Origin of the sequence: Lentzea kristufekii (genome assembly GCF_033949925.1) — a bacterium.
Lineage (GTDB): Bacteria > Actinomycetota > Actinomycetes > Mycobacteriales > Pseudonocardiaceae > Lentzea > Lentzea kristufekii.
This window is the reverse complement of the sequence record NZ_JAXAVV010000023.1, coordinates 125842-147973: the sequence shown is the minus strand read 5'-3', so window position 1 is coordinate 147973 and position 22132 is coordinate 125842. Positions and strand designations below refer to the sequence as shown.

At 69.3% G+C, this 22132-nt stretch carries 24 protein-coding genes and 1 pseudogene; 18 read left to right on the top strand and 7 right to left on the bottom strand.

The genetic code is table 11. The features are described from left to right. Positions 1-7 precede the first annotated feature (7 nt). The 17 genes from SK571_RS36025 to SK571_RS35945 all read left to right on the top strand — a co-directional run bounded on the left by SK571_RS36025 (position 8) and on the right by SK571_RS35945 (position 13794). Positions 8-970: a hypothetical protein gene (locus SK571_RS36025; protein WP_319988578.1), complete on the top strand. Its 963-nt coding sequence runs from the start codon at positions 8-10 to the stop codon at positions 968-970. 52 nt (positions 971-1022) lie between these two features. After that, positions 1023-1673, top strand: a complete 651-nt coding sequence (locus tag SK571_RS36020) for a hypothetical protein (RefSeq protein ID WP_319988577.1) — start codon at positions 1023-1025, stop codon at positions 1671-1673. Positions 1674-1825: 152 nt separating this feature from the next. After that, positions 1826-2827 carry an SU10 major capsid protein gene (locus SK571_RS36015; RefSeq protein WP_319988576.1) on the top strand — a complete coding sequence of 334 codons (1002 nt, stop codon included), beginning with the start codon at positions 1826-1828 and terminating at the stop codon, positions 2825-2827. After that, positions 2824-3000, top strand: a complete 177-nt coding sequence (locus SK571_RS36010; protein WP_319988575.1) for a hypothetical protein — start codon at positions 2824-2826, stop codon at positions 2998-3000. The genes SK571_RS36015 and SK571_RS36010 overlap by 4 nt, the downstream gene beginning before the upstream one ends. A 116-nt stretch (positions 3001-3116) precedes the next feature. Then, complete coding sequence (locus SK571_RS36005; protein ID WP_319988574.1) at positions 3117-3359, top strand: hypothetical protein; 243 nt, start codon at positions 3117-3119, stop codon at positions 3357-3359. Between the two features lie 256 nt (positions 3360-3615). Beyond that, positions 3616-3945, top strand: a complete 330-nt coding sequence (locus SK571_RS36000; RefSeq protein ID WP_319988573.1) for a head-tail adaptor protein — start codon at positions 3616-3618, stop codon at positions 3943-3945. A gap of 2 nt (positions 3946-3947) precedes the next feature. Further along, a complete protein-coding gene (locus SK571_RS35995) occupies positions 3948-4265 on the top strand; it encodes a hypothetical protein (RefSeq protein ID WP_319988572.1) in 318 nt (105 codons plus the stop codon). Then, positions 4262-4687, top strand: coding sequence for a hypothetical protein (locus SK571_RS35990; protein WP_319988571.1), 426 nt, complete (start codon positions 4262-4264; stop codon positions 4685-4687). The genes SK571_RS35995 and SK571_RS35990 overlap by 4 nt, the downstream gene beginning before the upstream one ends. Before the next feature lie 101 nt (positions 4688-4788). Continuing rightward, on the top strand, positions 4789-5415 hold the full coding sequence (locus SK571_RS35985; RefSeq protein ID WP_319988570.1) for a phage tail tube protein: 627 nt from the start codon (positions 4789-4791) through the stop codon (positions 5413-5415). A 21-nt stretch (positions 5416-5436) separates the two neighbouring features. Further along, on the top strand, positions 5437-5718 hold the full coding sequence (locus SK571_RS35980) for a hypothetical protein (protein ID WP_319988569.1): 282 nt from the start codon (positions 5437-5439) through the stop codon (positions 5716-5718). A 113-nt stretch (positions 5719-5831) separates the two neighbouring features. Beyond that, a complete protein-coding gene (locus SK571_RS35975; protein ID WP_319988568.1) occupies positions 5832-6116 on the top strand; it encodes a hypothetical protein in 285 nt (94 codons plus the stop codon). A gap of 69 nt (positions 6117-6185) precedes the next feature. Next, positions 6186-9038, top strand: a complete 2853-nt coding sequence (locus SK571_RS35970; protein ID WP_319988567.1) for a phage tail protein — start codon at positions 6186-6188, stop codon at positions 9036-9038. Then, positions 9035-9832, top strand: coding sequence for a hypothetical protein (locus SK571_RS35965; protein WP_319988566.1), 798 nt, complete (start codon positions 9035-9037; stop codon positions 9830-9832). The genes SK571_RS35970 and SK571_RS35965 overlap by 4 nt, the downstream gene beginning before the upstream one ends. A gap of 136 nt (positions 9833-9968) precedes the next feature. Further along, complete coding sequence (locus SK571_RS35960) at positions 9969-12026, top strand: hypothetical protein (RefSeq protein ID WP_319988565.1); 2058 nt, start codon at positions 9969-9971, stop codon at positions 12024-12026. A 19-nt stretch (positions 12027-12045) separates the two neighbouring features. Then, entirely contained in the window at positions 12046-12339 is a 294-nt protein-coding gene (locus SK571_RS35955) for a hypothetical protein (RefSeq protein WP_319988564.1), read from the top strand. An 82-nt stretch (positions 12340-12421) separates the two neighbouring features. Next, positions 12422-13387: a glycoside hydrolase family 25 protein gene (locus SK571_RS35950; protein WP_319988563.1), complete on the top strand. Its 966-nt coding sequence runs from the start codon at positions 12422-12424 to the stop codon at positions 13385-13387. Further along, on the top strand, positions 13384-13794 hold the full coding sequence (locus tag SK571_RS35945; RefSeq protein WP_319988562.1) for a hypothetical protein: 411 nt from the start codon (positions 13384-13386) through the stop codon (positions 13792-13794). The genes SK571_RS35950 and SK571_RS35945 overlap by 4 nt, the downstream gene beginning before the upstream one ends. A 239-nt stretch (positions 13795-14033) precedes the next feature. Here SK571_RS35945 and SK571_RS35940 read toward each other — a convergent pair whose 3' ends face one another. Beyond that, on the bottom strand, positions 14034-15710 hold the full coding sequence (locus tag SK571_RS35940) for a recombinase family protein (protein WP_319988561.1): 1677 nt from the start codon (positions 15708-15710) through the stop codon (positions 14034-14036). Between the two features lie 130 nt (positions 15711-15840). Between SK571_RS35940 and tuf the strand changes: the two are divergent. Then, positions 15841-16956, top strand: a pseudogene (tuf, locus tag SK571_RS35935) (elongation factor Tu); the annotation flags it as partial. Between the two features lie 245 nt (positions 16957-17201). Here tuf and SK571_RS35930 read toward each other — a convergent pair. From SK571_RS35930 to SK571_RS35905, 6 genes are read right to left on the bottom strand one after another with little or no spacing between them, the layout of a single operon-like run. Next, on the bottom strand, positions 17202-17867 hold the full coding sequence (locus tag SK571_RS35930) for a DUF6766 family protein (protein WP_319988560.1): 666 nt from the start codon (positions 17865-17867) through the stop codon (positions 17202-17204). A gap of 27 nt (positions 17868-17894) precedes the next feature. Beyond that, positions 17895-18845, bottom strand: a complete 951-nt coding sequence (locus SK571_RS35925; RefSeq protein WP_319988559.1) for a TIGR03557 family F420-dependent LLM class oxidoreductase — start codon at positions 18843-18845, stop codon at positions 17895-17897. Continuing rightward, complete coding sequence (locus SK571_RS35920) at positions 18842-20599, bottom strand: thiamine pyrophosphate-requiring protein (protein ID WP_319988558.1); 1758 nt, start codon at positions 20597-20599, stop codon at positions 18842-18844. Before SK571_RS35920 ends, SK571_RS35925 begins: the two co-directional genes overlap by 4 nt. Continuing rightward, a complete protein-coding gene (locus SK571_RS35915; RefSeq protein ID WP_319988557.1) occupies positions 20596-21318 on the bottom strand; it encodes a metallophosphoesterase family protein in 723 nt (240 codons plus the stop codon). The genes SK571_RS35920 and SK571_RS35915 overlap by 4 nt, the downstream gene beginning before the upstream one ends. After that, positions 21315-21521: a BON domain-containing protein gene (locus tag SK571_RS35910; protein WP_319988556.1), complete on the bottom strand. Its 207-nt coding sequence runs from the start codon at positions 21519-21521 to the stop codon at positions 21315-21317. The genes SK571_RS35915 and SK571_RS35910 overlap by 4 nt, the downstream gene beginning before the upstream one ends. Positions 21522-21525: 4 nt before the next feature. Then, on the bottom strand, positions 21526-22116 hold the full coding sequence (locus SK571_RS35905; protein ID WP_319988555.1) for a nucleotidyltransferase family protein: 591 nt from the start codon (positions 22114-22116) through the stop codon (positions 21526-21528). Between the last annotated feature and the right edge of the window lie 16 nt (positions 22117-22132).

The window sequence follows — 22132 nt, the reverse complement described above, 5'->3', positions numbered from 1 at the left end:
CGCTCCCATGACCGAGGTGGACGCCGAGTTCTACACCGCACAGCAGCGCATCGTCCGCACCGCCGCCAACGAGGCCCAGACCGCATGGAAGCAGCTCGACGGCCCGGCGATCGACATGGCCGCCGCCGCTGCTGTCCGCCTGCAGGTCGTTTCGGCGACCGAGCAGGCCCAGGCCGAGGCCGCCGCCCTGGCACCCCTGTACCTGGCCGCAACCCTGGCCGCCCTGGGCGCGGTGTCCAACCCGGTCGGTGCGCTCGTCGCGGCGATGTTCTCCGGCCTGGCCACCAACGGCCTGCCCCTGGCCGCGCTGGTGGACTTCGCGTTGCGCCGCTACCGACTGGCCATGCTCGCCGGCGTGCCCCCGTCCGAGGCTCGCGCACTCGGCTTGGCCAAGCTGCTGACCTACGTCACGACGGAGACAGCCGACGCCGGCCGCCTCGCCCGCCACACGGCCGCGATCCTCGAACCCGAGCTCGCCGGATACGAACGCGTCGTGGCACTGCCCGCGTGCGGGCGCTGCATCCTGCTGGCCGGACGCCTCTACAGCTTCTCGACCGGATTCGAACGGCACCCCACCTGTGACTGCGACATGCGCCCGGTCACCCACGAGCAGTGGCGCGACGACCGGCCGAGCAACACCCCCCGCGGCCTGTTCGAGTCCATGACCACTGCTCAGCAGAACAAGGCCTTCGGCCCCGGCGACGCCGAGGCAATCCGAGCAGGAGCTGACATCTCCCGCACGGTCAACGCCCGCCGCAAGAACGCCGTCTACGTCGCGGGCGGGCACGAATACACCCTCGACGCCACCACCGTGCGCGGTGTCGGCCGCCAGCTCGGCGAGTTGGCCAAGCAAGGCGGCCGATACGACCGCTCCCGTGTCCCGCGTCCGACCGCCGCCCAGCTGGTCAACACGATCCCCGACCGCGCCGAGCTGATCCGCCAGCTCCGCAGGTTCGGCTACCTGCGCTGACCTGAGGGTTTCCTGTTTCCTTCTCGCCCCGGAAAGGGGGTTTCTCCTCCCGTTGTCCCAGCCGACCAGCACACCCGCCAACCCCGCCGAGAACCCGCCCAACGCCCCCGCACAGGCCCCGGCCACCCCACCCGCACAGCCGCCAGCCCTCGTCACCGAGCCGCCCGCCGAGACGTCCACCACGGACTACAAGGCGCTCTACGAGCAGGCGCAGACAAAGCTGACCCAGGCCGAGACCACGGCGCGAGAGCACCGTGACAAGGCCAAGCGGCTCGACGAGATCGAGGCCTCCCAGCAGACCGAGGCCGAACGCGCCACCGCCCGCGCGACCGCTGTGGAACAGCAGCTCGCGACGATGCGCCGCACCGCCGTGGACGCGGAGATCCGCGCTGCCGCAACCGGCTGGGCCGACCCCAGCGACGCACCGCGCTACCTCGACGACCGCGACCGCTACCTCACCGACGACGGCACAGTCGACACCGCCGCCATCACAGCGGACCTCGCCGCGGTACTCACCCAGCGCCCGCACCTCGCCCGCGTCGACGGACCACGCCGACCGGCTCCGGACCCGTCGCAGGGCCAGCGTCACGGCCCGTCCGGCATTGCGGAGCAGATCCGCGACGCCGAAGCCCGAGGCGACTGGGCCACGGCCATCAGCCTGAAGAACCAGCAACTCGCCGCACTCGCGCGCGACCAGCGCTGACCGCGTCACCTTCTCGTTTCCCGTGGACCTCGGCATCGCCAACCCGCGCGTCTCGCGCGAGCAGGGACGGGCGGCCGAGGTCACGCACAAGCAAGCGCATCACCCGCCGCCCGTATGGCGTGCCGAGGAATCCCTTACCAGCAAAGGATTCCATGCCTGGCGTAGCCGCCATTGCCAACACCTACAACAGTCCCAACTTCGTGGGCGAGTTGTTCTCACTCACCCCGACCGACACCCCGTTTCTGTCCTCCATCGGCGGTCTGACCGGTGGCAAGCGCGCGAACGGAATCGTGCACACCTGGTCGGTGTACGACCTGCGCCCGCCGGACCCGAACCGGCAGCGCCTCGAAGGGGGCGACGCACCCGCCGCAGAGACCCGCGTCCGGGGCCAGGACCGCAACGTCCTGGAGATCCACCAGGAGACCGTGGGCGTCTCCTACACCCGGCAGGCCTCGCAGCAGATGTTCGCCGGAACCGGGTCCGCGCACCCGAACGCGCAGGCGCTCGGCGGCACCAACGCCGTGCTCAATGAGATGGACTGGCAGACCCGCCAGGCGTTGACGCAGATCGGCCGCGATGTCGAGCTTGGGTTCATCGTCGGCAAGCTCCAGGAGCCCACCGACAACAGCACGGTGCGCAAGACGCGCGGCATCCTGGAGGCCACCAAGACCAACGTCATCACCAACGCCACGCCCGCACCGCTGACCGAGGCGATGATCCTCGACCTGTTGCAGAAGGTCTGGGAGAACGGCGGGATCCAGGTCTCCGAGACCGCGACCCTGATGTGCGCGGCGTGGCAGAAGCGTCAGCTCACCAACGAGTTCGTCACCAAGAAGAACTATCAGGAGCAGTCGCGCAACGTCGGCGGTGTGTCCGTCTCCACGATCGAGACGGACTTCGGGCGGCTCAACATCATGTTGAACCGGTACATGCCCGCTGACACCGTGCAGGTCGTGAGCCTCGACCAGTGCGCCCCGGTGCTGCTAGAGACGCCCGGCAAGGGCTTCCTGTTCTCCGAACCGCTGGCGCGCACCGGTTCCACCGACCGAGCCCAGATCTACGGGGAGATCTCGCTGGAGTTCGGGCCGGAGATCGCGCACGGCAAGGTCACCGGTCTGACCACCACGGCACCGGCCGGAGGTGGTGGCGCGTGAGGTTCACGTCCAGCGTCTACAAGAAACTCGTCGTGCACGACCTCGGCGTCACCTTCGTCGACGGTGAGGCCGAGGTGTCCGACAAGGCCACCGCCGACGCGCTGCGGGGGCTGCCCCCGGAGCTCGGTGTGCGCGCGGTCGGCGGCCGTCCGGCGAAGGAGCCGACGAGCTGACCGCACCCTCGCCCGCCGTCCTGGCGACGGTCGACGACGTCCAGGCTCGCACAGAGCAGGAGTTCACACCGGCCGAGCGTGCCCGCGTCACAGTCCTGTGCGCGGATGCCTCGGCGATGGCGTACACCCTCGTCCCGACGATGACCGTCCCGCCGCCCGCCACGGCGGTGGGCGTGGTCAGTGCCGCCGTATTGCGCGCGCTGGCCGCGCCACCGGAAGGGCTGAAGGAGGAGGCGATCGGCGGGCACTCCCGCACGCTGGCCCATGACGGTGGTGGCCTGTACTTCACCGCTGATGAGCTGAAACTCCTGCGTCCACCAGTTCCGGTGCCGCGCGGGGCGTTCTCGATCTGGACCTAGCCGCCGTTGCCCAGGCCGTCACGCCGGCGGCGGCACCCCACCACACCACGGCCGTGACCAGCGGCCACCACACCGACTCGGTGACCGCGAGCAGCACGTTTCCCACCGCGCAGGACAGCAACACGAGCACCGACACACCAAGCACCGCCCGTGCTCTACCGCTCGTCACATCCCGCCCAGCCATGCATGTGCCTCGCCTTCCCCCTGGTCACGGTGTATCGCCCGCCGACCTGCGCTGTTACCGAAGGAGGTGAGGGTGCAGCTCCCTCACATCGTCACACTCGTTGCCCCCTTGGAGGTCGAAGACCAGTACGGAAACCCCTCCCCAGTGCCCGGCTACGGCCCTGGTGCACCCCGCCGCGACGTGCGCGGCTACATGCAGCCCCACACCTCCTCCGAACCGGTGGAGACCGGCCGCCAGCCCGTGATCACGCGCTGGCGGCTGTTCACCTACGACCAGGTCGGCCCGCGTGAACAGATCGAGTGGCGCGGCCGGACCTTCCGCGTCGACGGCACGCCGGAGGCGTGGGAACCGGCGTTCGGCCGGACCCGGTTCTGGGTGCGGCTCGTGGAAGTGGAGGGCTGACCATGCGAGCGTTCACCGGTTTTCAAGTCGACCGTGACGGCGTCGCCGAAATCCTCCAGTCGCCTGAACTGGCCGCGCACCTTAAGGCCCTGGCCGAGGAGGTCGCGACCGGCGCCCGCTCGCAGGGCCACCGGGTCACCTCCGGCGACCTGCTGCCCGTCGACGTCCTGCACGATCCCGCACCCGATCGCGTCGGCTACACCGTGGCGGTCAAGCACCCGGCGGGGATGGGCATGGAGGCCAAGCACGGCGTCCTCACACGGGCGGCCGGTGCGCTCGGCCTGACCGTGCACGGCATCGACACCCGCCGTGACACATGACCGGCCCGATTCCCGTCCCGGTCGACGGGGTGGAGCTTGTGCTCTCGGTGCTGCGCCCGCTGCTGGCCGCCCGCCCCGAACCCGTCCTGTCCGGTCTGAAGGTCGGCACCGAGACCGGTCACGGCCAGCAGGGCGGGCCGCCGTCGCTGCCGTGGCTGCGGCTCACCGAGGAGGGCCACACGTGGCGGTGGCCCGCCGTGCAACGGGTCGTGATCCGGCTGACGTGCTGGCACCGCACCGAGCACGACGCCAAAGCCGCGGCCGGTCTCGCGCTCGCCGTGCTGTGTTCCCTGCGCGGCGTGCGTGGCCTGCTCGACGTCGAGCCGATCGTGGGGCCGATCGCCGCACCCGACCCCCACACCCGCAAACCCCTCGCGACCGCCACGGCCGCCGTCCGTATCCGGACACCTACCCGACCATGACCCTGTTCCCGCTACGGAGGCTGCCGCCCCCGTAGCTCGAGACGATCCCCGAGAGTGCGCGCTGTGGGGCTTCCTGCCCGCTCCCCCTGGAGGACCCTCGTTTGAGCCTGCACCCGACCCTTGTCCGTGTCCCCGGAACCGGGGAACTGTCCCTCGCTCCGCCTGGCACCCCGGAACCGCCCGACGCCACGGCCGCGCTGCCCGCCGCCTGGACCGGCTTGGGCCTGTCCACTGAGGACGGCGTGACCATCCGCCGTGCGGTCGAGAAGACCGGTACGACGCATTGGCAGCAGATCACCCCGGCTCGCTACATCTACACCTCCCAGGAACTCACGGTCGCCAGCGTGTTCCAGGAGTCCAAGGGCGCGGTGCTCGGCGTCTACTTCGGCGGCATGACCTTCGCCGAGGTCGGCACCGGCTCGAAGAAGTACAGGGCGGAGATCAGCTCTGTGCCCAAGGGCGACGAACGCGCGCTGTGCGTGGACTGGACCGACCAGATCAGCGCCACCGAGGTCTACCACCACCGGCTCTACGTCCCCCGCGTCGAGGTTTCCGAGACCGCCGACGCGCAGTGGACCCGCACCCAGGAAGCCCGCTGGGGCCTCACGTTCGCCGCCCTCTCGCCCGCCTCGGGCACGACGTTGGCCGTGTGGCTGACCGATGACCCCGCTGTCCTGCTGGCCACCCCCGGCGGCGGGACGCTGGCCGCTTCCGGCAAGTCCGACTGAAACCGTTAGGAGACAACGACTGTGAGTCAGCGCCAGCGCCGTGAGGCGACCGGCAAGCCCAACCACGGCGACGCGCCCGGTTCGGCGGTGATGTGGCGGGGCAAGCGGTTCAGCCTGCCCCGGCCCGAAGACTACCCCCTCGACGCGATCGAGGCCGAGGAGAACGGCCAGACCCTCAAGGCGTTGCGGATGATCCTCGGTGAGGACCAGTACGCGACGCTGCGCACGATCGCGAAGACCACCGGCGACGCCGACGACTTCAGCCGGGCCATCATGCGGGAGCTGGGGCGGGGAAACCCGTAGTCGTCGGCCGCCTGCTGGCCGACGACACCACCGCCGAAGCCCTCGAAACCGACCTACTGCGGTACGGGGTCGACCTGCTCGACCTCTACCGAGGCCGCCTGTCCTACCGCCGCGTGTGCGCCCTGGTCGCCAACCTGCCCGAGGACGCCGCCGTGTGGCGGTCAGCGGGGCCGGACGCCGGCTGGACTCGCGCGGATCTCGCGCTGGCCGCGCTGGAACGCCGCGTCACGCTGCTGTGGGCCACGGTCGCCACCGCGCTCGGGCACAAGATCACCGACACCGACGTCACCGGCCCGTTCGACCCGCCCACCGCCTCCACCGCAACAGCGGGAGGAGGTGACAGCGGCACCGAACCGAAGTCCCTGCGCGAGATCGCGCTGTGGATGCGTGGCGGGTGATCACCCCTGACCTACGTCGGCCACACCTACCTCAAGATCCTGCCCAGCCTGGTCGGCCTCGGCGCGGCCGTGAAGAAGGCCATCAACGAGGAAGAGCGCGGCGCACCGGACATCTCCCTCGGCGCGCAGATCCAGACCGCGCTGGCCCGCGCGCAGCTCCAGCAGCTCGCCGCCCAGGGCGACCGGACCGCCATGCGGCTGCTCGCCCAGCTCGACACTCTGCCTGCCGAACGCGAAGCCAACGCACTGCGCGAACGGCAGAGCGGCAAGGCGATCCAGATTCGCGCGGTCCTGGACAAGTCGTTCACCACGAGCCTTGCCGGGCTCGGACAGCTCGACCGCGCACTCACCGGCACCACCGCCTCGATCGTCGGCAACACCGCCAGCGTCGGCGCGGCCACCCTGAAGTACGGGGCGTTCGCCGCTGCCCTGGCGCAGGCCATCAGCCTCACGGGCGGCCTGGGCGCGGCAGCGGCCACCGCGTCGGGGTCGCTGCTGGTGCTCCCGGCCGTGGGCATCGCCGCGGCGATCGCGGTCCGCACGCTCAAGCTTGGCGTTGAGGGTCTGTCCGAGGCGTTCGACGCGGAGTCCGCAGAGGACTACGCCAAGGCGGTCAAGGACTTCCCGCCCGCGATGCGCGAGACCACCGACGCCGTGCGGGCGTTGCGGCCGCAACTCGACGGCCTCCAGCTCGGCATCCGAACCAGGTTGTTCGAGGGGCTCGGGAAGGAGGTCGAGCAGCTCGGCGGCACCTACCTTCCGGTGCTGCGTGGCGGCCTAGCCGACATCGCCGGAGGCTTCAACCAGGCTGCACGCAACGCCGCGACGCTCGCCCGCGACGGCCGCGCCGTCGACGACGTCCGGCTGATCCTCGACCAGACCGGCCAGTCCGTCCGCGCCCTGTCCGGCGGGGCCGCGCCGCTGCTCCAGATCATCCGTGACCTGGCGGCGGTCGGCTCCGAGTTCCTGCCCGGCTTCGCGTCCGGGTTCGCTGACGGCGCAACGAGTCTGGCCGACTTCGTGAGCCGGGCTCGGGAAACCGGGCAGCTTCGCGAGTGGATGAGCGCCGGGCTGTCTGCGGTCGGCGACTTCGTGACCACGATCGGGAACCTGGCCCGGATCGTGTTCACGATCTTCGGGGCCGCGAACACCCACGGCGCAAGCCTGTTCGCCACCCTGTCCGCCCTGACCGGGTCCATGCTCGCGTTCCTCCGCTCGGCGGAAGGAACCGTTGCCCTGCAACAGTTCTTCGGTGGCCTGCACGATGCCGCCTCGGGCCTGCTCACGCTACTGGAGGCCGTAGGCCGTGCGTTCGCCTCCGACACGATCCCCGCAGTCGGTCAGCTCGGAACGTCGCTCGGACTCGCGTTCACGACGTTGGCCGCTGGCGCGAAACCCGCCGCCGAGATCCTGGCCGTGCTCGCACCCCTCGCCGGGGTCGCCGCGCAGGCGCTCGCCTCGGTACTCGTTCCCGCCCTGGGCGCGGTCTCGGGCATCGCCGCCGAGCTCGGCCCGGTCTTCGGCGAGCTCGTGCAGGAGCTCGTGGGCGGCGCGCTCGCCGATGGCATCCGCGAACTGACCCCTGACCTGCTCGAACTCGCTCGCGCGGCCAAGCCGCTGATCTCCGCCGTCGGTCACCTTCTCGTCCAGGCGCTCCGCACCGCCGTGCCCGCGCTGTCCGCGCTGCTCGGCGCGCTCACCCCGATCGCCACGGAGCTGGGCGGCGCGTTCATCCAGGCCATCGAGGCAGCGCTACCCCTGGTCACGATCCTGGCGACGGTCTTCTCAGATGTCCTGCTGGCAGCCTGGGAGCAAGCCCGGCCCGTCCTGCCCGTGCTGGTCGAGTCCATCCGCCAGCTCGTGACCGCCCTCGACCTGTCGGCAGCTACACCGTCGCTGATCGAAACCGGCACGCTGCTGGGCAAGATCCTCGCCGACGCGCTGCGCAACCTCGTTCCACTGATCCCGCCGCTCGTCGCCGCGTGGGTGCAGTTCTGGTCCGAGGGCCTGTTGCCGATGACGCCGCTGTTGCTGCGCATCGTCTCCGAGCTGCTGCCCGAACTGCTGCCTCTGCTCGGCGAGCTCGTGCCCGTGATCACGCAGGCGCTGACGATCATGACCGTGTGGAACGCCGCGCTGCTCAAGCTCGCAGCGTTGTTCGTCGAGTACGTCATTCCCGCGTTGAAGCTGTTCATCAACGACGGCGTGAAGCCCGTCTTCCGCAACGCGCTGGAGATCATCTCCAGCGCCCTCGGGCTCATCCAAGGCGTGATCACCACCGGGCTAGCGCTGCTGTCCGGTGACTGGTCGCGGGCCTGGCGTGGCGTGCAGGACATCGCCTCGGCCGCCTGGCGGCTGCTCACCTCCGGCGCGGAACTCGGCGTGCGGTCGCTGCTGGGCTTCTTCGGCGGCCTGCCCGGACAGATCCTGTCCAGCTTCGGCAACATCGGCTCCCTGCTGCTCGAAGCGGGCAAGAACCTGATTCGTGGATTCCTGCGCGGCATCGAGTCCATGATCAGCAGCGTCCGCGCGAAGCTGCGCGAGCTGACAGACCTGCTGCCCGACTGGAAGGGACCACCCGAACGGGACGCGAAGCTGTTGCGCGCCAACGGTGTGCTCATCATGCGCTCCCTCGTGGACGGCTTCGAAGCCGAGGAACCGGCCGTGCGCCGCTACCTGACCGAGCTGACCGACCGCATCCCCGCCGCCACACTCGCCGTCGAAACCGGACCCGTTGCCACGCAACGACTCGCCACCCAGGCCGCTGCCACGGCCGGCCGCGACGACCGGCAGACGGCGGACCTCGCTGCCCTGGTCGACGCGATCGAACGCCTGGCCGCACGGCCGGTCGTGGTACAGGTCGGCGCGACCGAGATCGCCCGCGCCACCGCCGAGGGCCAGCACGCACTGTCGCGGAGGTGACGCCGTTGGGCTCGTTGTGGATCGGCCCGCTCGGACGCCTGCATGAGGTCCGGGACGCGGCAACAGAGTTCGATCGGTCCATCGGGCTGGGCGTCGAGGAGTTCGCGGCACTGTCGGGCGGGATCACCACCACCCGCCTGGCCGCGCCACCCCGCCGCCTCGCGCTGTCCTGGTCCGCGATGGCCCCGAGCGAAGCCCAGTGGATCGAAGCGTTGGCACGCAACGTCTTCGGTCCCGGCCCGCTGGCCGTGATCGACCCCGCGTCACGCAACCTGCTGGAAGGCGGGCAGTCGCAGGGCTACGGACCACGCTCCGCCTACACGATGGCCGGATGGGGCTCGCTGGTCGAACGTGCCGACCGGGTCATGACCATCACCAACCCTCGTGACAGCGATCAGTTGCACTTCGAGCACTCGCATTGGTTCGGCTGGCCCGTCGCCGCCGGGCTGCCCGTCCACATGGCCACCGGGCTGCCCGAGGCACGCTGTCACCTGTCGTTCTGGGCCGCTGACCAGTCGTTCGTCAGCGAGGCCGGACCCGCCCCCAACCTCACCGCTGTCCCGCCCGCAGGTGCGGTGTTCGTCCTGCCCCGGCTCATCCTGCGCGCCTGGTCCGGCGCGAAGGCTGTTGGCCCGGCGGTACTGCGCATGGGCGACCCCGTCACCGCCGATGAGATCGGCACGCTCGGCGACGGCTGCCCCGCCATGACCGTCACCGCCTACACCGACAAAGCCCGGCCCCCGCACCGCGACCTCACACTGAACCTCGTGGAGGTGCGCCGTACTCCCCGCTAGCCCCGCACTCACCGCCGCCCTGACCGACGCCGAACGCACCAACACCAGCCTCACCCGGCTCGCCGGCCGCGACCTCACCGACCACGTCACCTCGTGGACCCTGGATCGCGCCTATGACTCGGACCTGCCCGAGCAGATGCGCGCCGCGAACGGCAGCGCGTCGGCCGAGCTGCGCATGACGCTGTCCGGCGCGGACGGCAAGACCGCCGCCCAGCTCTACAGCCCCTACGCCCCGCACAGCACGAGCGACATCACCCGGCCCCGCCAGTCGGTGACGCACGGCTGGGGCGTCGCAGGCGAAGCGCTCCCGAGCTTTCGGGGCATGGTCCGCGACCGCAGCGCCACCAGCGCAACCGGAGTGGTGGACCTGTCCGCGCTCGACGGCGCCGAACGGCTCCGCGACGCGGCACGGTTGCCCGCGGCCGTGTCCGCGAACACCACGCCCATCGCGTCCGGGGTGTGGGTGGTGGATCACCTGCTGCGCAACGCGGGCATCCACACCAGCCCGCCGCCGCGCCGCGGCTGCATCCTCTACGCCTCGATGCACGGTGGCCTCGCCCCGAACATCGGCTTCTACCGCGATCACGTACTCAACCTGCTGGACTGGCGGCGCGACCTCGCCCCGTGGGAGATCGCCCCACTCCCCGGCTGGGGCCAGTACACCGCACGCTGGGACCCGCGCACCCGCACCACCGTTCCCGGTGAGCCGTTGCTCGCCGAGTTCTGGGTGGACAACACCAACCTCGGCAGCGTCGGCGCGACCGTCCGCCTGAACCTGTTCTTCCAAGCCGACGCCCAGACCAACAACGTCCGCTTCAGCGTCGACTTCGCAGGCGACTCCGTCACCCTCGGCACCGACGGCACGAGCGTCACGCAGACCCTCGGCAGGCTGCGGACCAAGGGCCGGTGGCACTGCGGCGTCTACTGGGCATTCCAGACCGGCGGCATCCCGCGCGGCCGGTTCTTCTTGTCCGGCCCCAACGCCCCGGCCCCGTTCCTCACGATCGACATGGGCAACTTCCCGACCATGCCCGCGACCCAGCTCAACTACGTGGAATTGGTCGCCGGGCTGCCCGTCGAGGCCGTGCAGGTGTCCATCATGGACACGTTCATCAACACCAAAGCCGACTGGGAACCGCCCTGGCAACGCGGCGCGGTACTCGACCACGTCGGCTCCCAGCTCAACGCCATCCCACCCGTTCAAGGCTCCGCGTGGGAGGTGATCACCGCCGTCGCACGGGCGGAGCAGGCCACCGCCGAGTTCGACGAGTTCGGGATCTTCCGGTGGCGCAGCAACAGCCGCTTCACCTCACCGGGCACGCCCGTGGCGACCGTGACCAGTGCGCGCGAGGTCGCCTCGCTGCGCGTCTCCGAGGCCATCGACAGCGTCCGCAACGTCATCGACGTCCCCTACTCCGTGTACACCGCAGGCGCGTCGAGTACGCGGTTCACCGAGACCGAGCCGAAGTGGGTTCCCGCGTTCGGCACGCTCGTGCTGCGCTACGACTACGACAGCTCCGAGTACGACAGCCCGCCGCCGATCGTCTACGTCAACAACGTCCCGGCCAACACCAGCCGCGTCCGCTTCTCCCACCAGTCCAACGGCCTCGGAGGCGTGCACGGCGCGGTGGAGTCGACCACCGAACGCGACGGCGACCAGCTGATCATCACCTTCCGCAACCGCACCGGAAACGACCTCTTCCTCACCACCAACACCGGTACCCCCTCGGTGTCCATCGCCGCCATCAAACTCGCATCCGGCAGCCCGCAACGGTTCTCGATCCGCCGCACCGACCAGACCAGCCGAGACCGCTACGGCTCCCAGGTCTACATCGTCCCCGCCACCCCGTGGCTTCAGACCTCCAGCGCGGCCGGACGCGTCGCGGACTACCTCCTGGCCGTCGCCGCCAGCCCGCTACCGATCCTCGGTGACGTCGAAATCCTGCCCGACCCGCGGCTCCAGCTCGGCGACCTCGTCCGCGTCGTCGACGACGTCGGCGCGGCACTGTCCACCCCGGCCTGGATCGTCGGCAACAAGACCAGCGGCGATCACACCGGCCGCGTCCGCCAGGTCCTCACCCTGCGCGCCACCACCAGCCCCGGCCCACCAGCCGACGCGGGCCTGACACCAGATCTTCCCTTGAGCCCCGACGCCCGCGCACAACTTCAACGCGAAGGCATCCAGGTTCCCTGACCACCCGAGACGGAGGTTCATGGACCCGTCCCTGCTGCCCCAGCTCGGCGTGGCCGCAGCGCTCGTGATCGTCGTGGGCTACCTGCTCACCGCCAACCACCGGCTCATGACCGCCAACCGATCAGACCGCGCCGAATACCTCAAAGCCCTGGCAGCACGTGAAACCGCGCACGCCGACGCGCTGACCGCCCTGCGCAACCGCGTGTCCGTGCTGGAAGACCGCATCGCCGAACTGGAAGACGAGCTCGACCGCGAGCGCGACCGCCGCCGCCAGGCCGAGGACATCGCCGCCGCCGTGCGCCGCCACACCTAACCCTGCTTCTACTCACGCCACCAGAGGCCGCCACCCGCCTCGGGTGGCGGCCTTTCTGTTTTCCCACAACGGAAAGGCACTCTTGACCGACTACGGAATCGACATCAGTTCCTGGCAGGGAACCACCATCGACTGGCCCGCCGTGCGCGGCCACAACATCAGCTTCTGCTCGGTGAAGGTCACCGAAGCCACCGGCTACGTCAACCCAGCCGCCACCGCGCAGGCCAACGGCGCACGCGGCGTCGGCATCGCCACCGGCGGCTACCACTACGCCCACCCCGGCGACATCTCCGGCCAGGTCAACCACTTCATCGCCCAGCTCAACGCCCGCAGCCTGCTCGGCTCCGGGTCGCTGTGGCCGATGCTCGACATGGAACACCACACCTTCGGCGACCCCAACGGATTCATCGCCGAGTTCATCCGGCTGTTCCGCGAGCGCTCCGGCCGCCGCCAGATCCTCATCTACGCCAACCAGCACTGGTTCACCCGCCGCCTGCGCCCCAACGAGTGGGCCGACGACGCGGTGGCGCTGTGGTGCGCGCAGTACAACGGCGACCCCGGCCGCGTCGACTTCGCCCACCCCCGCCTCGCGCTGCACCAGCACTCGCAGGAGGGCACCGTCCACGGCTTCCCCGGCAAGGTCGACCGCAACGTCACGATGGCCGGTTGGTCGATCGGGTCGCTGATCCTCGACGGCGCACCCGCACCCGGCCCGGCACCGCAGCCCTCGCCGCCGTCCGCGCCGTCCGACTGGGTCGACTACACGATCCGCTGGGGCGACACGCTGTCCGGCATCGCCGCCCGCACCGGCACCAGTGTGGGCGAACTCGCCCGCGTCAACAGCATCGGCGACCCCGACCGCATCCAGGCAGGCGCGGTCATCCGTGTTCCGGCCGCAGGCGGCGGTGAGCGCTACCAGATCCGGCCCGGAGACACGCTGTCCGCGCTCGCCGTCCGCTGGGGCACCAGCGTGCAGGCCATCGCCGCACGCAACGGCATCGCCAACCCGAACTACATCCGGGCAGGCGACTGGCTCACCCGCCCGTGAACACCGACCCGCAGGCCGCCGGACTCACGCCCGGCGGCCATTGGGTCATCTCCCTTGCCCTCGTCGTCTGGCTGCTGATCAAGGGCAGCCGGGCCGCCGTGCTGTGGCTCGAACGCCACGACGACACCCAACCCACACAGGAGGAAACACCCTTGCTCGACCCCCGTCCCCGCCCGCTGCGCACCGTCGCCACCTGGGTAGGCCTGGTCACCGCCCTGGTCTCCTGGCTGGTCGGCTCCGGCCTGCTCACCACCGGCCAGGCCGACGGCATCAACGGACTCGTCACCGCCGCCTTGGCGCTACTCGGCGCGTTCGGCGTCGCGCTCGCCGGAGAACGCAAGGTCACCCCGACCTTTGACCCGCGCGACGACGCCGGCCGACCCCTGCACCCGCTCGAACTCGACTAGCCGAACTCAGCAGCGCTCGATCCGGTTTGGAGAACTCGTGATGGATGACCCCACGTCTGTGTTGACGCCTGACGAACTCGCGGCTGCGCGAGCAGCAGCCCAAGCCGCACCACCCCTCACAGGGCACCAGCGCGACGTGTTGGGCGCCATCTTTGGCCCCGTGTTGCGTCAGCTCGCTGCGGAACAGGCAGCCGCATGACAAGGTCCGGCCCCGGCGTTCGCCGGGGCCGGACTCTTCGTCAGCTCGCCTTGGACAGCTCAGTAGCCCTGGGATGGAAAGGCAACCAGGTCACTTCGATCGCGTTCGGGTCGAAGGCGGCCCGGCCGCGAGATTCAGTTGGGAGCAGGCGAGGCCGCACGATCGCTCGCAGCACCTCGCGCTTCTGAACCAGCGTCAATTTCGTCCACGCCTTGCGGGCGTTGGGTCCGATGATGTCGTTGAGCAAAGGAGCAACCCCGATCTGACGCGCACGCTGCTCCGCCGCCTCGATCTGCGGAACCAGCTTGCTCTCGATCCTCGCGAGACGCTCGGGCGACAGCGCTCCCTCGGCGGCCTTGTCGGTGAACCCGTCCAGCCTGGCCCGTAGCTCCTGCGCGGCCTCAACTGCCTTCTGCAACTCGTCCTCCGCATCGGTGTGGGTGCGGAACAGTTCAATGGCGTCCGGACGCTCAAGGCGACTCAGCACCGCCTCGACGACGAAGGCGTCCGTCTTCGGCTTAGCCCTCGAAGCATGGTTCCTCTTGCACCGATAAGCGTTCCGGTGCCCCGTCTCGATGGCAGTCGTGCCACCTTCGCACTGCCCACACAACAGAATCCCGGACAACAGATGCTTGATCCGATCGCCGTCCTTCCGCGTGTTCCTCGCCGGGTCGTTCAGCTTGGCCTTGACGCGGTGATGCTCGCTCGGCTTGATCACGCCCTTCCAGTTGCCCTTACCGATGATCTCGCCCTGGTGCACTCGAAGTCCTGCCAGTGACGGGTTCAACGCGATGCTGCGGACCTTTGCATTCGTCCACACACCGGGGAACACGTGTGCCGCCTCGTCCTGGTTGAGGCGCCTGGCAACAACGGATGGGCTCTCCCTCTCATTGAGCCACAGCAGAGCAGTCACGGCGGACTCCATCTGGTCGGCGTCGAGCTGCGCCGTCAGTTTCGCCCAACTCAACGGATCACGAGCAAGGTCGTACAGTTTCCTGGTGTGGAACGCCGTCCACTTCTTCTCGTGCATACACGGGATCTCTCGACGGTTAAAGTCGTTGGCGATCACCGTTTCGTTCTCACCACCGAGCAAACGACGCACCAGCTCGGCAGCCAACGGACCGGTAACCGGATCGATCTCGACCGTGACGACTCCGGTCCTGTCAAAGACACGGTTGTGCCCCCACCACTTCGGACCGTGAGGATCACCCGCGTAGGCGCGGGTCTCCACTCCTCGACGGACGCGCTTCCGCAGCTTCTCCGACTCCCGCTCGGAGTCGACAGCGTCCTCTGCGGTGTCGATCCGATCGTCGGGATCGTTCATGTCGTAGATGCGGTCGTCGTAAGCCCAGTAGCCGCCGACCTTGATCAGGATGCTGCGCAACTCCACGAACGTATCCAGCTCACGGGTGGCGCGCGAGTTCTCCCACGTCCACAACAGCTTGGCGTCACCCGTCACCAGCAGACGCAGGGCTTCCTTGTAGTCCTGCCGCTCGTGCTTCGCGTACCGAGAGGCCGAAAGGTCGTTGTCCACGAGGACGGCCACAACCACGATGTTGTGCTTCTTGAAGAAGCGCCGTCCCGCCGTCACCTGCGAAGCGACGGAGATGGAACGGCCCTTGCGGTCCTGGGACGCGCGGGCGTAGATGATGCCGCGAAGGGGTGGCAGTTCACCCCTAGCCGCTTGGGAAACACGCTTGTTCGATCCTCGCGTCACAGCCAGCCCCCAGACTCTCCAGCGACGTGAACCTTCAAAACCCGTTGCGCGACAACGGCATTCGCAATCATACTCGGCCGATGACCGGGATCATTTATCAACATGGCATTGGACCCTAAGTACAAGAGTGGGGAAGACCACGCTGACCGCGGCCATCACCAAGGTTCTGTCCGAAATGGACCCGTCGGGCACCACCTTCACGGCGTTCGACCGGATCGACCGGGCGCCCGAGGAGCTGGCCCGCGGCATCACGATCAACATCGCGCACGTCGAGTACGAGACGCCCACGCGTCACTACGCGCACGTCGACATGCCCGGCCACGCCGACTACGTGAAGAACATGATCACGGGGGCGGCGCAGCTGGACGGTGCGATCCTCGTGGTGTCCGCGGAGGACGGCACGATGCCGCAGACGCGTGAACACGTGGTGCTGGCGCATCGTGTGGGCGTGCCGTACGTGGTGGTGGCGCTGAACAAGGCCGACGCGGTGAGCGACACGGAGCTGCTCGACCTGGTGGAGCTGGAGATCCGCGACCTGCTCTCGCAGTACGGCTTCGACGGCGACGCCACCCCGGTGGTGCGGGTCTCCGGCCTGCGCGCGCTGCAGGGCGACCCGGAGTGGGTGCGGTCGGTGGTGTCGTTGCTCGACGCCGTGGACTCGCACGTGCCGGTGCCCGAGCGGGACGTCACCGGGCCGTTCCTGATGCCGATCGAGAACGTCCTGACCATCACCGGCCGCGGGACCGTCGTGACCGGCGCGGTCGAGCGCGGCGTGCTCGGCCTCGGCGACGCGGTCGAGGTGCTCGGCCTGGGCGACTCCGTGTCGTCCGTGGCCACCGGCATCGAGACGTTCGGCAAGCCCATGCAGCAGGCACGGGCGGGAGACAACGCCGCGATCCTGCTGCGCGGGGTGAAGCGCGGTGACGTCCGGCGCGGCCAGGTCCTGGCCCTGCCGGGCAGCGTCGCGCCGCACACCCGGTTCCGCGCGTCCGTGTACCTGCTCTCGCACGCCGAGGGCGGCAGGCACACGGGGATCGCGTCGAACTACCGCCCGCAGTTCCACTTCCGCACCGGCGACGTCGTCGGCGTGGTGGAGCTCGACAGGACGCTGGCCCTGCCAGGTGACACCGTCGAGGTCACGGTGGAGCTGGGCAAGGCGGTGGCGATGGACACCGGGCTGGGCTTCGCGATCCGCGAGGGCGGCAAGACCGTGGGTGCCGGCACGGTCGGCGAGATCCTCGCTTAAAGCGCGGTGATCACCAACCTCCGCCGGTTGCTTCGAGCGGCCAGGCGGGCGCATCGCGGCGCCGCCCCCGCACCCTCATATCGGACCATATGGGGGTGCGGGGGCGGTGTCGTGAGGCGCCCTACTGGGTGCCCGAAGCAGCCGGTGGAGATTGTGGTCACCGCGCTTGGCGGCGACGACCCGAGAAGGTGGTCGCGCTGCCTTGGAAAGCGCGGTGGGACGACTGTCCCGCCGCGCTTTCGTCATCAGCCCGACCTGTCGCTCACCGAGTGAGGTGCACCGACCGGCTTCGACTCGGGCGAGCCGCGGTGGCGGAGGTAGACGCTCAGGATCGCCATCGACGCGATCGCGAGGAACTCCGACTGCCAGTTCTGCAGCGACCGGTTCCAGAAGTCGGCGCTCAGGAAGTACTGGAACAGCCCCATCTTCTCGGCCAGCGGGTCGGAGTTGTTGGCGTACCAGCCCGCCACCCACTGCAACGACCACGAGATCAGGAACAGCACCAGCATCGCCAGCCCGAGCGACTTCGAGTAGAAGGCGGTGCGCCAGCCGCCGGCCTTCGCCCACTTCGGCGAGTCCTTCTTCACGTAGGCGCCGACCTGCTGTTCCTCGTCGGTCTCGTGGCCGGCCTTCTCCGCGGGCTTCGACTCGGTGGAGCCGCGCTGGATGAGCCAGACCGTGGCGGTGACGTACAGGAAGAACTGCAGGTACTCGGACTGCCAGTTCTCCACGACGTCGACGAGGAAGTCGGCGGAGAACAGGTACGAACCCAACGTCAGCAACGGCTGACCCAATGCAGCCTGACGCTCGTTGTAGTCGGCCTGGCCCGCGAAGAACTGGCCGACCAGCGCCGCGAGGAACAACCCGCCGAAGACGAGCGTCAGGCTGTGCTCGCGCAGGAATCTCCTCATAGGACCGGGTGCCCTGCGCCTAAAGCATCAAACATCGATCAGCGGCACGACTTCCTTCGCCCAGAACTCGAAGAACTCCTGCTGCTGGGGTCCGATCTGCTGCACGTGGAGCTCGTCGAATCCTGCCTCGGCGAACTCCTTCACCTTCTCCGCGTACTTCTCCGGATCGGGGCCGCAGGGAATCGCCGAACCGATCATCTCGGGCGTGACCAGCTCCGACGCCTGCTCGAAGTGCTTGGGCGTCGGCAGCACCTGGGCCAGCTCGCCGGGCAGGCCGTCGTTCGGCCACAACCGGTGTGCCGTCGCCACCGCGTCCTCCTCGGACGCCGCGTAGCAGACCTTCAGCCCGCTCTGCGCCGGGCCGCGGCCGCCCTCGGCGCGGTACTTCTCGACCAGGTCGCCGGCCGGGCCGACGCTGACGTAGCCGTCGCCGCAGCGGGCCGCGAGCCGGACCGCCTTCGGGCCGAACGCCGAGACGTAGATCGGCACCGGGCGTTCGGGCACGGTGTAGATGCGGGCGTTCTCGACGGTGTAGTGCTTGCCGTGGTGGGTGACCTCGTCGCCCTGGTGCAGCGTGCGGATGAGGCCGATCGCCTCCTCCAGCATCTCGAGCCGCACGTCGGCGGACGGCCAGCGGTCGCCCAGCACGTGCTCGTTCAGGGCCTCGCCGCTGCCGACGCCGAGCACGAAGCGGCCCTGCGTCTGGACGGCCGCGGTGGCGGCGGCCTGCGCGATGACGGCCGGGTGGATGCGCACGGTCGGGCAGGTCACGGCCGTGGTGATCGGCAGCGTCACGGTCTCGGACAGCGCGCCGATCGTGCCCCAGACGAACGGTGACTGGCCCTGCTCGTCGTTCCACGGGTGGTAGTGGTCCGAGATCCACAGCGACTCGAAGCCGTGGTCCTCGGCCATCTTCGCGTTCCTGACCAGCTCGCGCGGTCCGTGTTCTTCTGAAGAGAGGAAATAGCCCAGTTTCACGGCAGCAACTCCTGGATCTTTGTCTTGAGGCCGCGCGTCATCAGCGCCCAGGCGTCCGGGTCGCCACGCAGCACCGCCTCGGTCATGTCCTTGATCTGCTCGAACGTCGCGTGGGGCGGGATCGGCGGCACGTTCGGATCGCAGCGCACGTCGAGGACGGTCGAGCCGTCGAACGCGAGCGCCGTCTCCCACGCCGTGCCGAGCTGCGCGGGGTCGTTGATCTCGATGCCCTGCAGGCCGATCGACCGGGCGAAGGCGGCGTACGAGATGTCCGGGAGCTTCTGCGACTCCTCGAACTTCGGGGCGCCGCCCATCGCGCGCAGCTCCCACGTGACCTGGTTGAGGTCGTTGTTGTGGAACACGCACACGACGCAACGGATGCCGTATCTCCGCAGCGTCAGCAACTCGGCCATGCCGTTCATCTGCATCGCGCCGTCGCCGACCAACGCGATCAACGGCCTGTTCGGCTGTGCGAAAGCGGCACCCAACACGTACGGGACGGCGCAGCCCATGGTGGCGAGCGTGCCGGACAGCGAGGACCGCACGTTGCCGCGGATCTTGAGCAGCCGCGCGTACCAGTTCGTCGCGGAACCCGAGTCCGCCGTGACGATCGCGTTGTGCGGCAGGCGTTTCGAGAGCTCGGAGACGATCCGCATCGGGTTGACGGGATCGGCAGGCACCTGCGCCTGCCGTTCGACGACGTCCCACCAGCGCTCGACGTTCGCCTCGATCGTCTCTCGCCAGGAGCGGTCGGTCTTGTTCTCCAGCAACGGGATCAGCGCGCGCAACGTCTCCCGCGCGTCGCCGACGAGGTTGACCTCGGTCGGGTAGCGCATGCCGATCGCGCGGCCGTCGACGTCGATCTGCACACCGCGCGCTTTGCCGTACTGCGGCAGGAACTGCGAATACGGGAAGTTCGATCCGACGATCAGCAACCGGTCGCAGTCCCGCATCATCTCGTAGGACGGCCTGGTGCCGAGCAGTCCGATCGACCCCGTGACGTACGGCAGGTCGTCCGGCAGCACGTCCTTGCCCAGCAACGCCTTCGCGACGCCCGCGCCGAGCAGGTCGGCGACCGCGCGCACCTCCTCGGCGGCGTCACGGGCACCCTGGCCGATCAGGATCGCGACCTTCTCGCCGCTGTTGAGCACCTCGGCTGCACGCCGCACGTCGTCGAGCGCGGGCACGACGGACGACACCGGGCGGGACGGCGGGCTCGACGGGATGTACTTGAACTCGTGCTTCGGAGCCGCGTACTCCTGCTCCTGCACGTCGTTCGGGATGATCAGCACGGCCGGCGCGCGGTCGGCGGCGGCCGTGCGCATCGCCCGGTCCAGCGCGTTCGGCAGCTGCTCGGGCACCGTCACGTCGACCAGGTACGAGGCCACGTCGCGGAACAGCGAGTGCAGGTCGACTTCCTGCTGGTAGCTACCGCCCTGAGCGGTGCGGGCGGTCTGGCCGACGATCGCGACGACCGGCACGTGGTCGAGCTTCGCGTCGTACAGGCCGTTGAGCAGGTGGATCGCGCCGGGACCGCTGGTGGCGAGGCACACGCCGACGTCGCCGCTGAACTTCGCGAAGCCGACCGCGGCGAACGCGGCCATCTCCTCGTGGCGGGTCTGGATGAACCTCGGGTCGTCGTCCGCCTTGCCGAACGCCGCCACGATCCCGTTGATGCCGTCGCCGGGGTAAGCGAACACCTGCTTCACACCCCAGTCGCGCAGGCGCTGGACGATGAAGTCCCCGACGGTCATATAGCGTTCCCCTCCAGCACGTAGACCGTGTAGGCGGACCGGATGATCGGCTGCGCGACGTTGCGGACCCGCACCCCGCCCGGCGTCATGCCGTGCTCGGTGCCGAAGTGCGCGTGGCCGTGCACGGCGAGATGCGTGCCCGTCGCGTCGATGGCCTCGCCGAGCAGGTACGAGCCGAGGAACGGGTAGATCTCCGGCGGTTCGCCGCGCAACGTGTCCGGCACGGGCGCGTAGTGCGTCAGCGCGACCTTGATGTCGGTGTCCAGTTCGGACAGTGCCTGCTCGAGGGTTTCCGCGATGTCGCAGGTGTGCTGGATGAACGCCTTCATCTCGCGCTCGCCGAACGCGCTCCCGCACTTGCCCGCGAACCCGCCGCCGAACCCCTTCACACCCGCGATGCCGATCGAGCAGCCGTTGACCCGGTGGGTGAACGTCGTGCCCTCCAGCACGTGGATGCCCTTGTCCTGCAGCGTCTTGGTGACTTCGAGGGGCTTGTCGTCCTGGTGGTCGTGGTTGCCCAGCACGGCCACCACGGGCACCGGCAGGTCCGCGAACTCGTCCGCGACCACCTCGGCCTCGACGACCGTGCCGTGCCGGGTCAGGTCACCGGCCAGCAGCAGGACGTCCGCGTGCTCGCCGACCTTCTCCAACGCCGGCCGGAGGTGCCCGCGCATGTCCTCGCCGAGGTGGATGTCCCCGACCGCAGCGACTCGGATCATCGCAGGTCCTCCTCACCCTCCGGTTCGCCCGCAGGTGTCACGCGCACGTCGTTGAAGATCGTCAGCTCGGGGGCGGCCTCGTGCAGGACCTCCTCCAGTGCTGTCCTGCGTTCGGCGCAGGCCACGTCGCCGGAGAGCATCACGTGATCGCCACGCACGGTGACGCGCACGCCGAGTTCGGCGGTCCGAGGGTCCTCGGCCACCGCCCTACGCAGATTTGCCGCTAGGTACTGCTCGGAACTCATGGCTTCTCCCGATGATGTCGAGGCGTTCGATGAGCATCAGGAACGCTTCGGCGTAAGGCGACTCCTTGGTCTCCTCGCGCACCTGCTCCCAATCGATCTGTTCTCGCAGCGCGCGGGCGAACGGCAGCAACTCGCTGAAGTCACAGCGATGCCCGTCCAGCACCAGCAGCTTGCTGCTCAGCACGAACGTCGCCGGCATCACCGGCAGCATCACCGAGCCGACCGGCATCTCCTCGGCCATCGCGAGGATCTCGTCGGTGACGATGCGCTCGTTCGGCCGGAACAGCAGGTCCACCAACGAGTCACCGTCGTAGACCTTGAGCAGCCAGTCCTCCGGCGGCTCGGCAGCGCGAAGTCCGCGCTTCACCAGCACGCGCACGGCCTCCGTGGCGTCCTCCGGGCGCACGAGAAGATCGACGTCGTGTTCGCTCGCCGGCCCTCCGCGCGCATATCCCGCACAACCGCCTGTCAGCGCGAAGGGAATCTCCGCGCCACGTAACGCGTTGGCGACTTTGACCAACGTCCGCAGCAGCTCGTCCTGCAGTCCGCTCATGCACTCCCGGCTACCC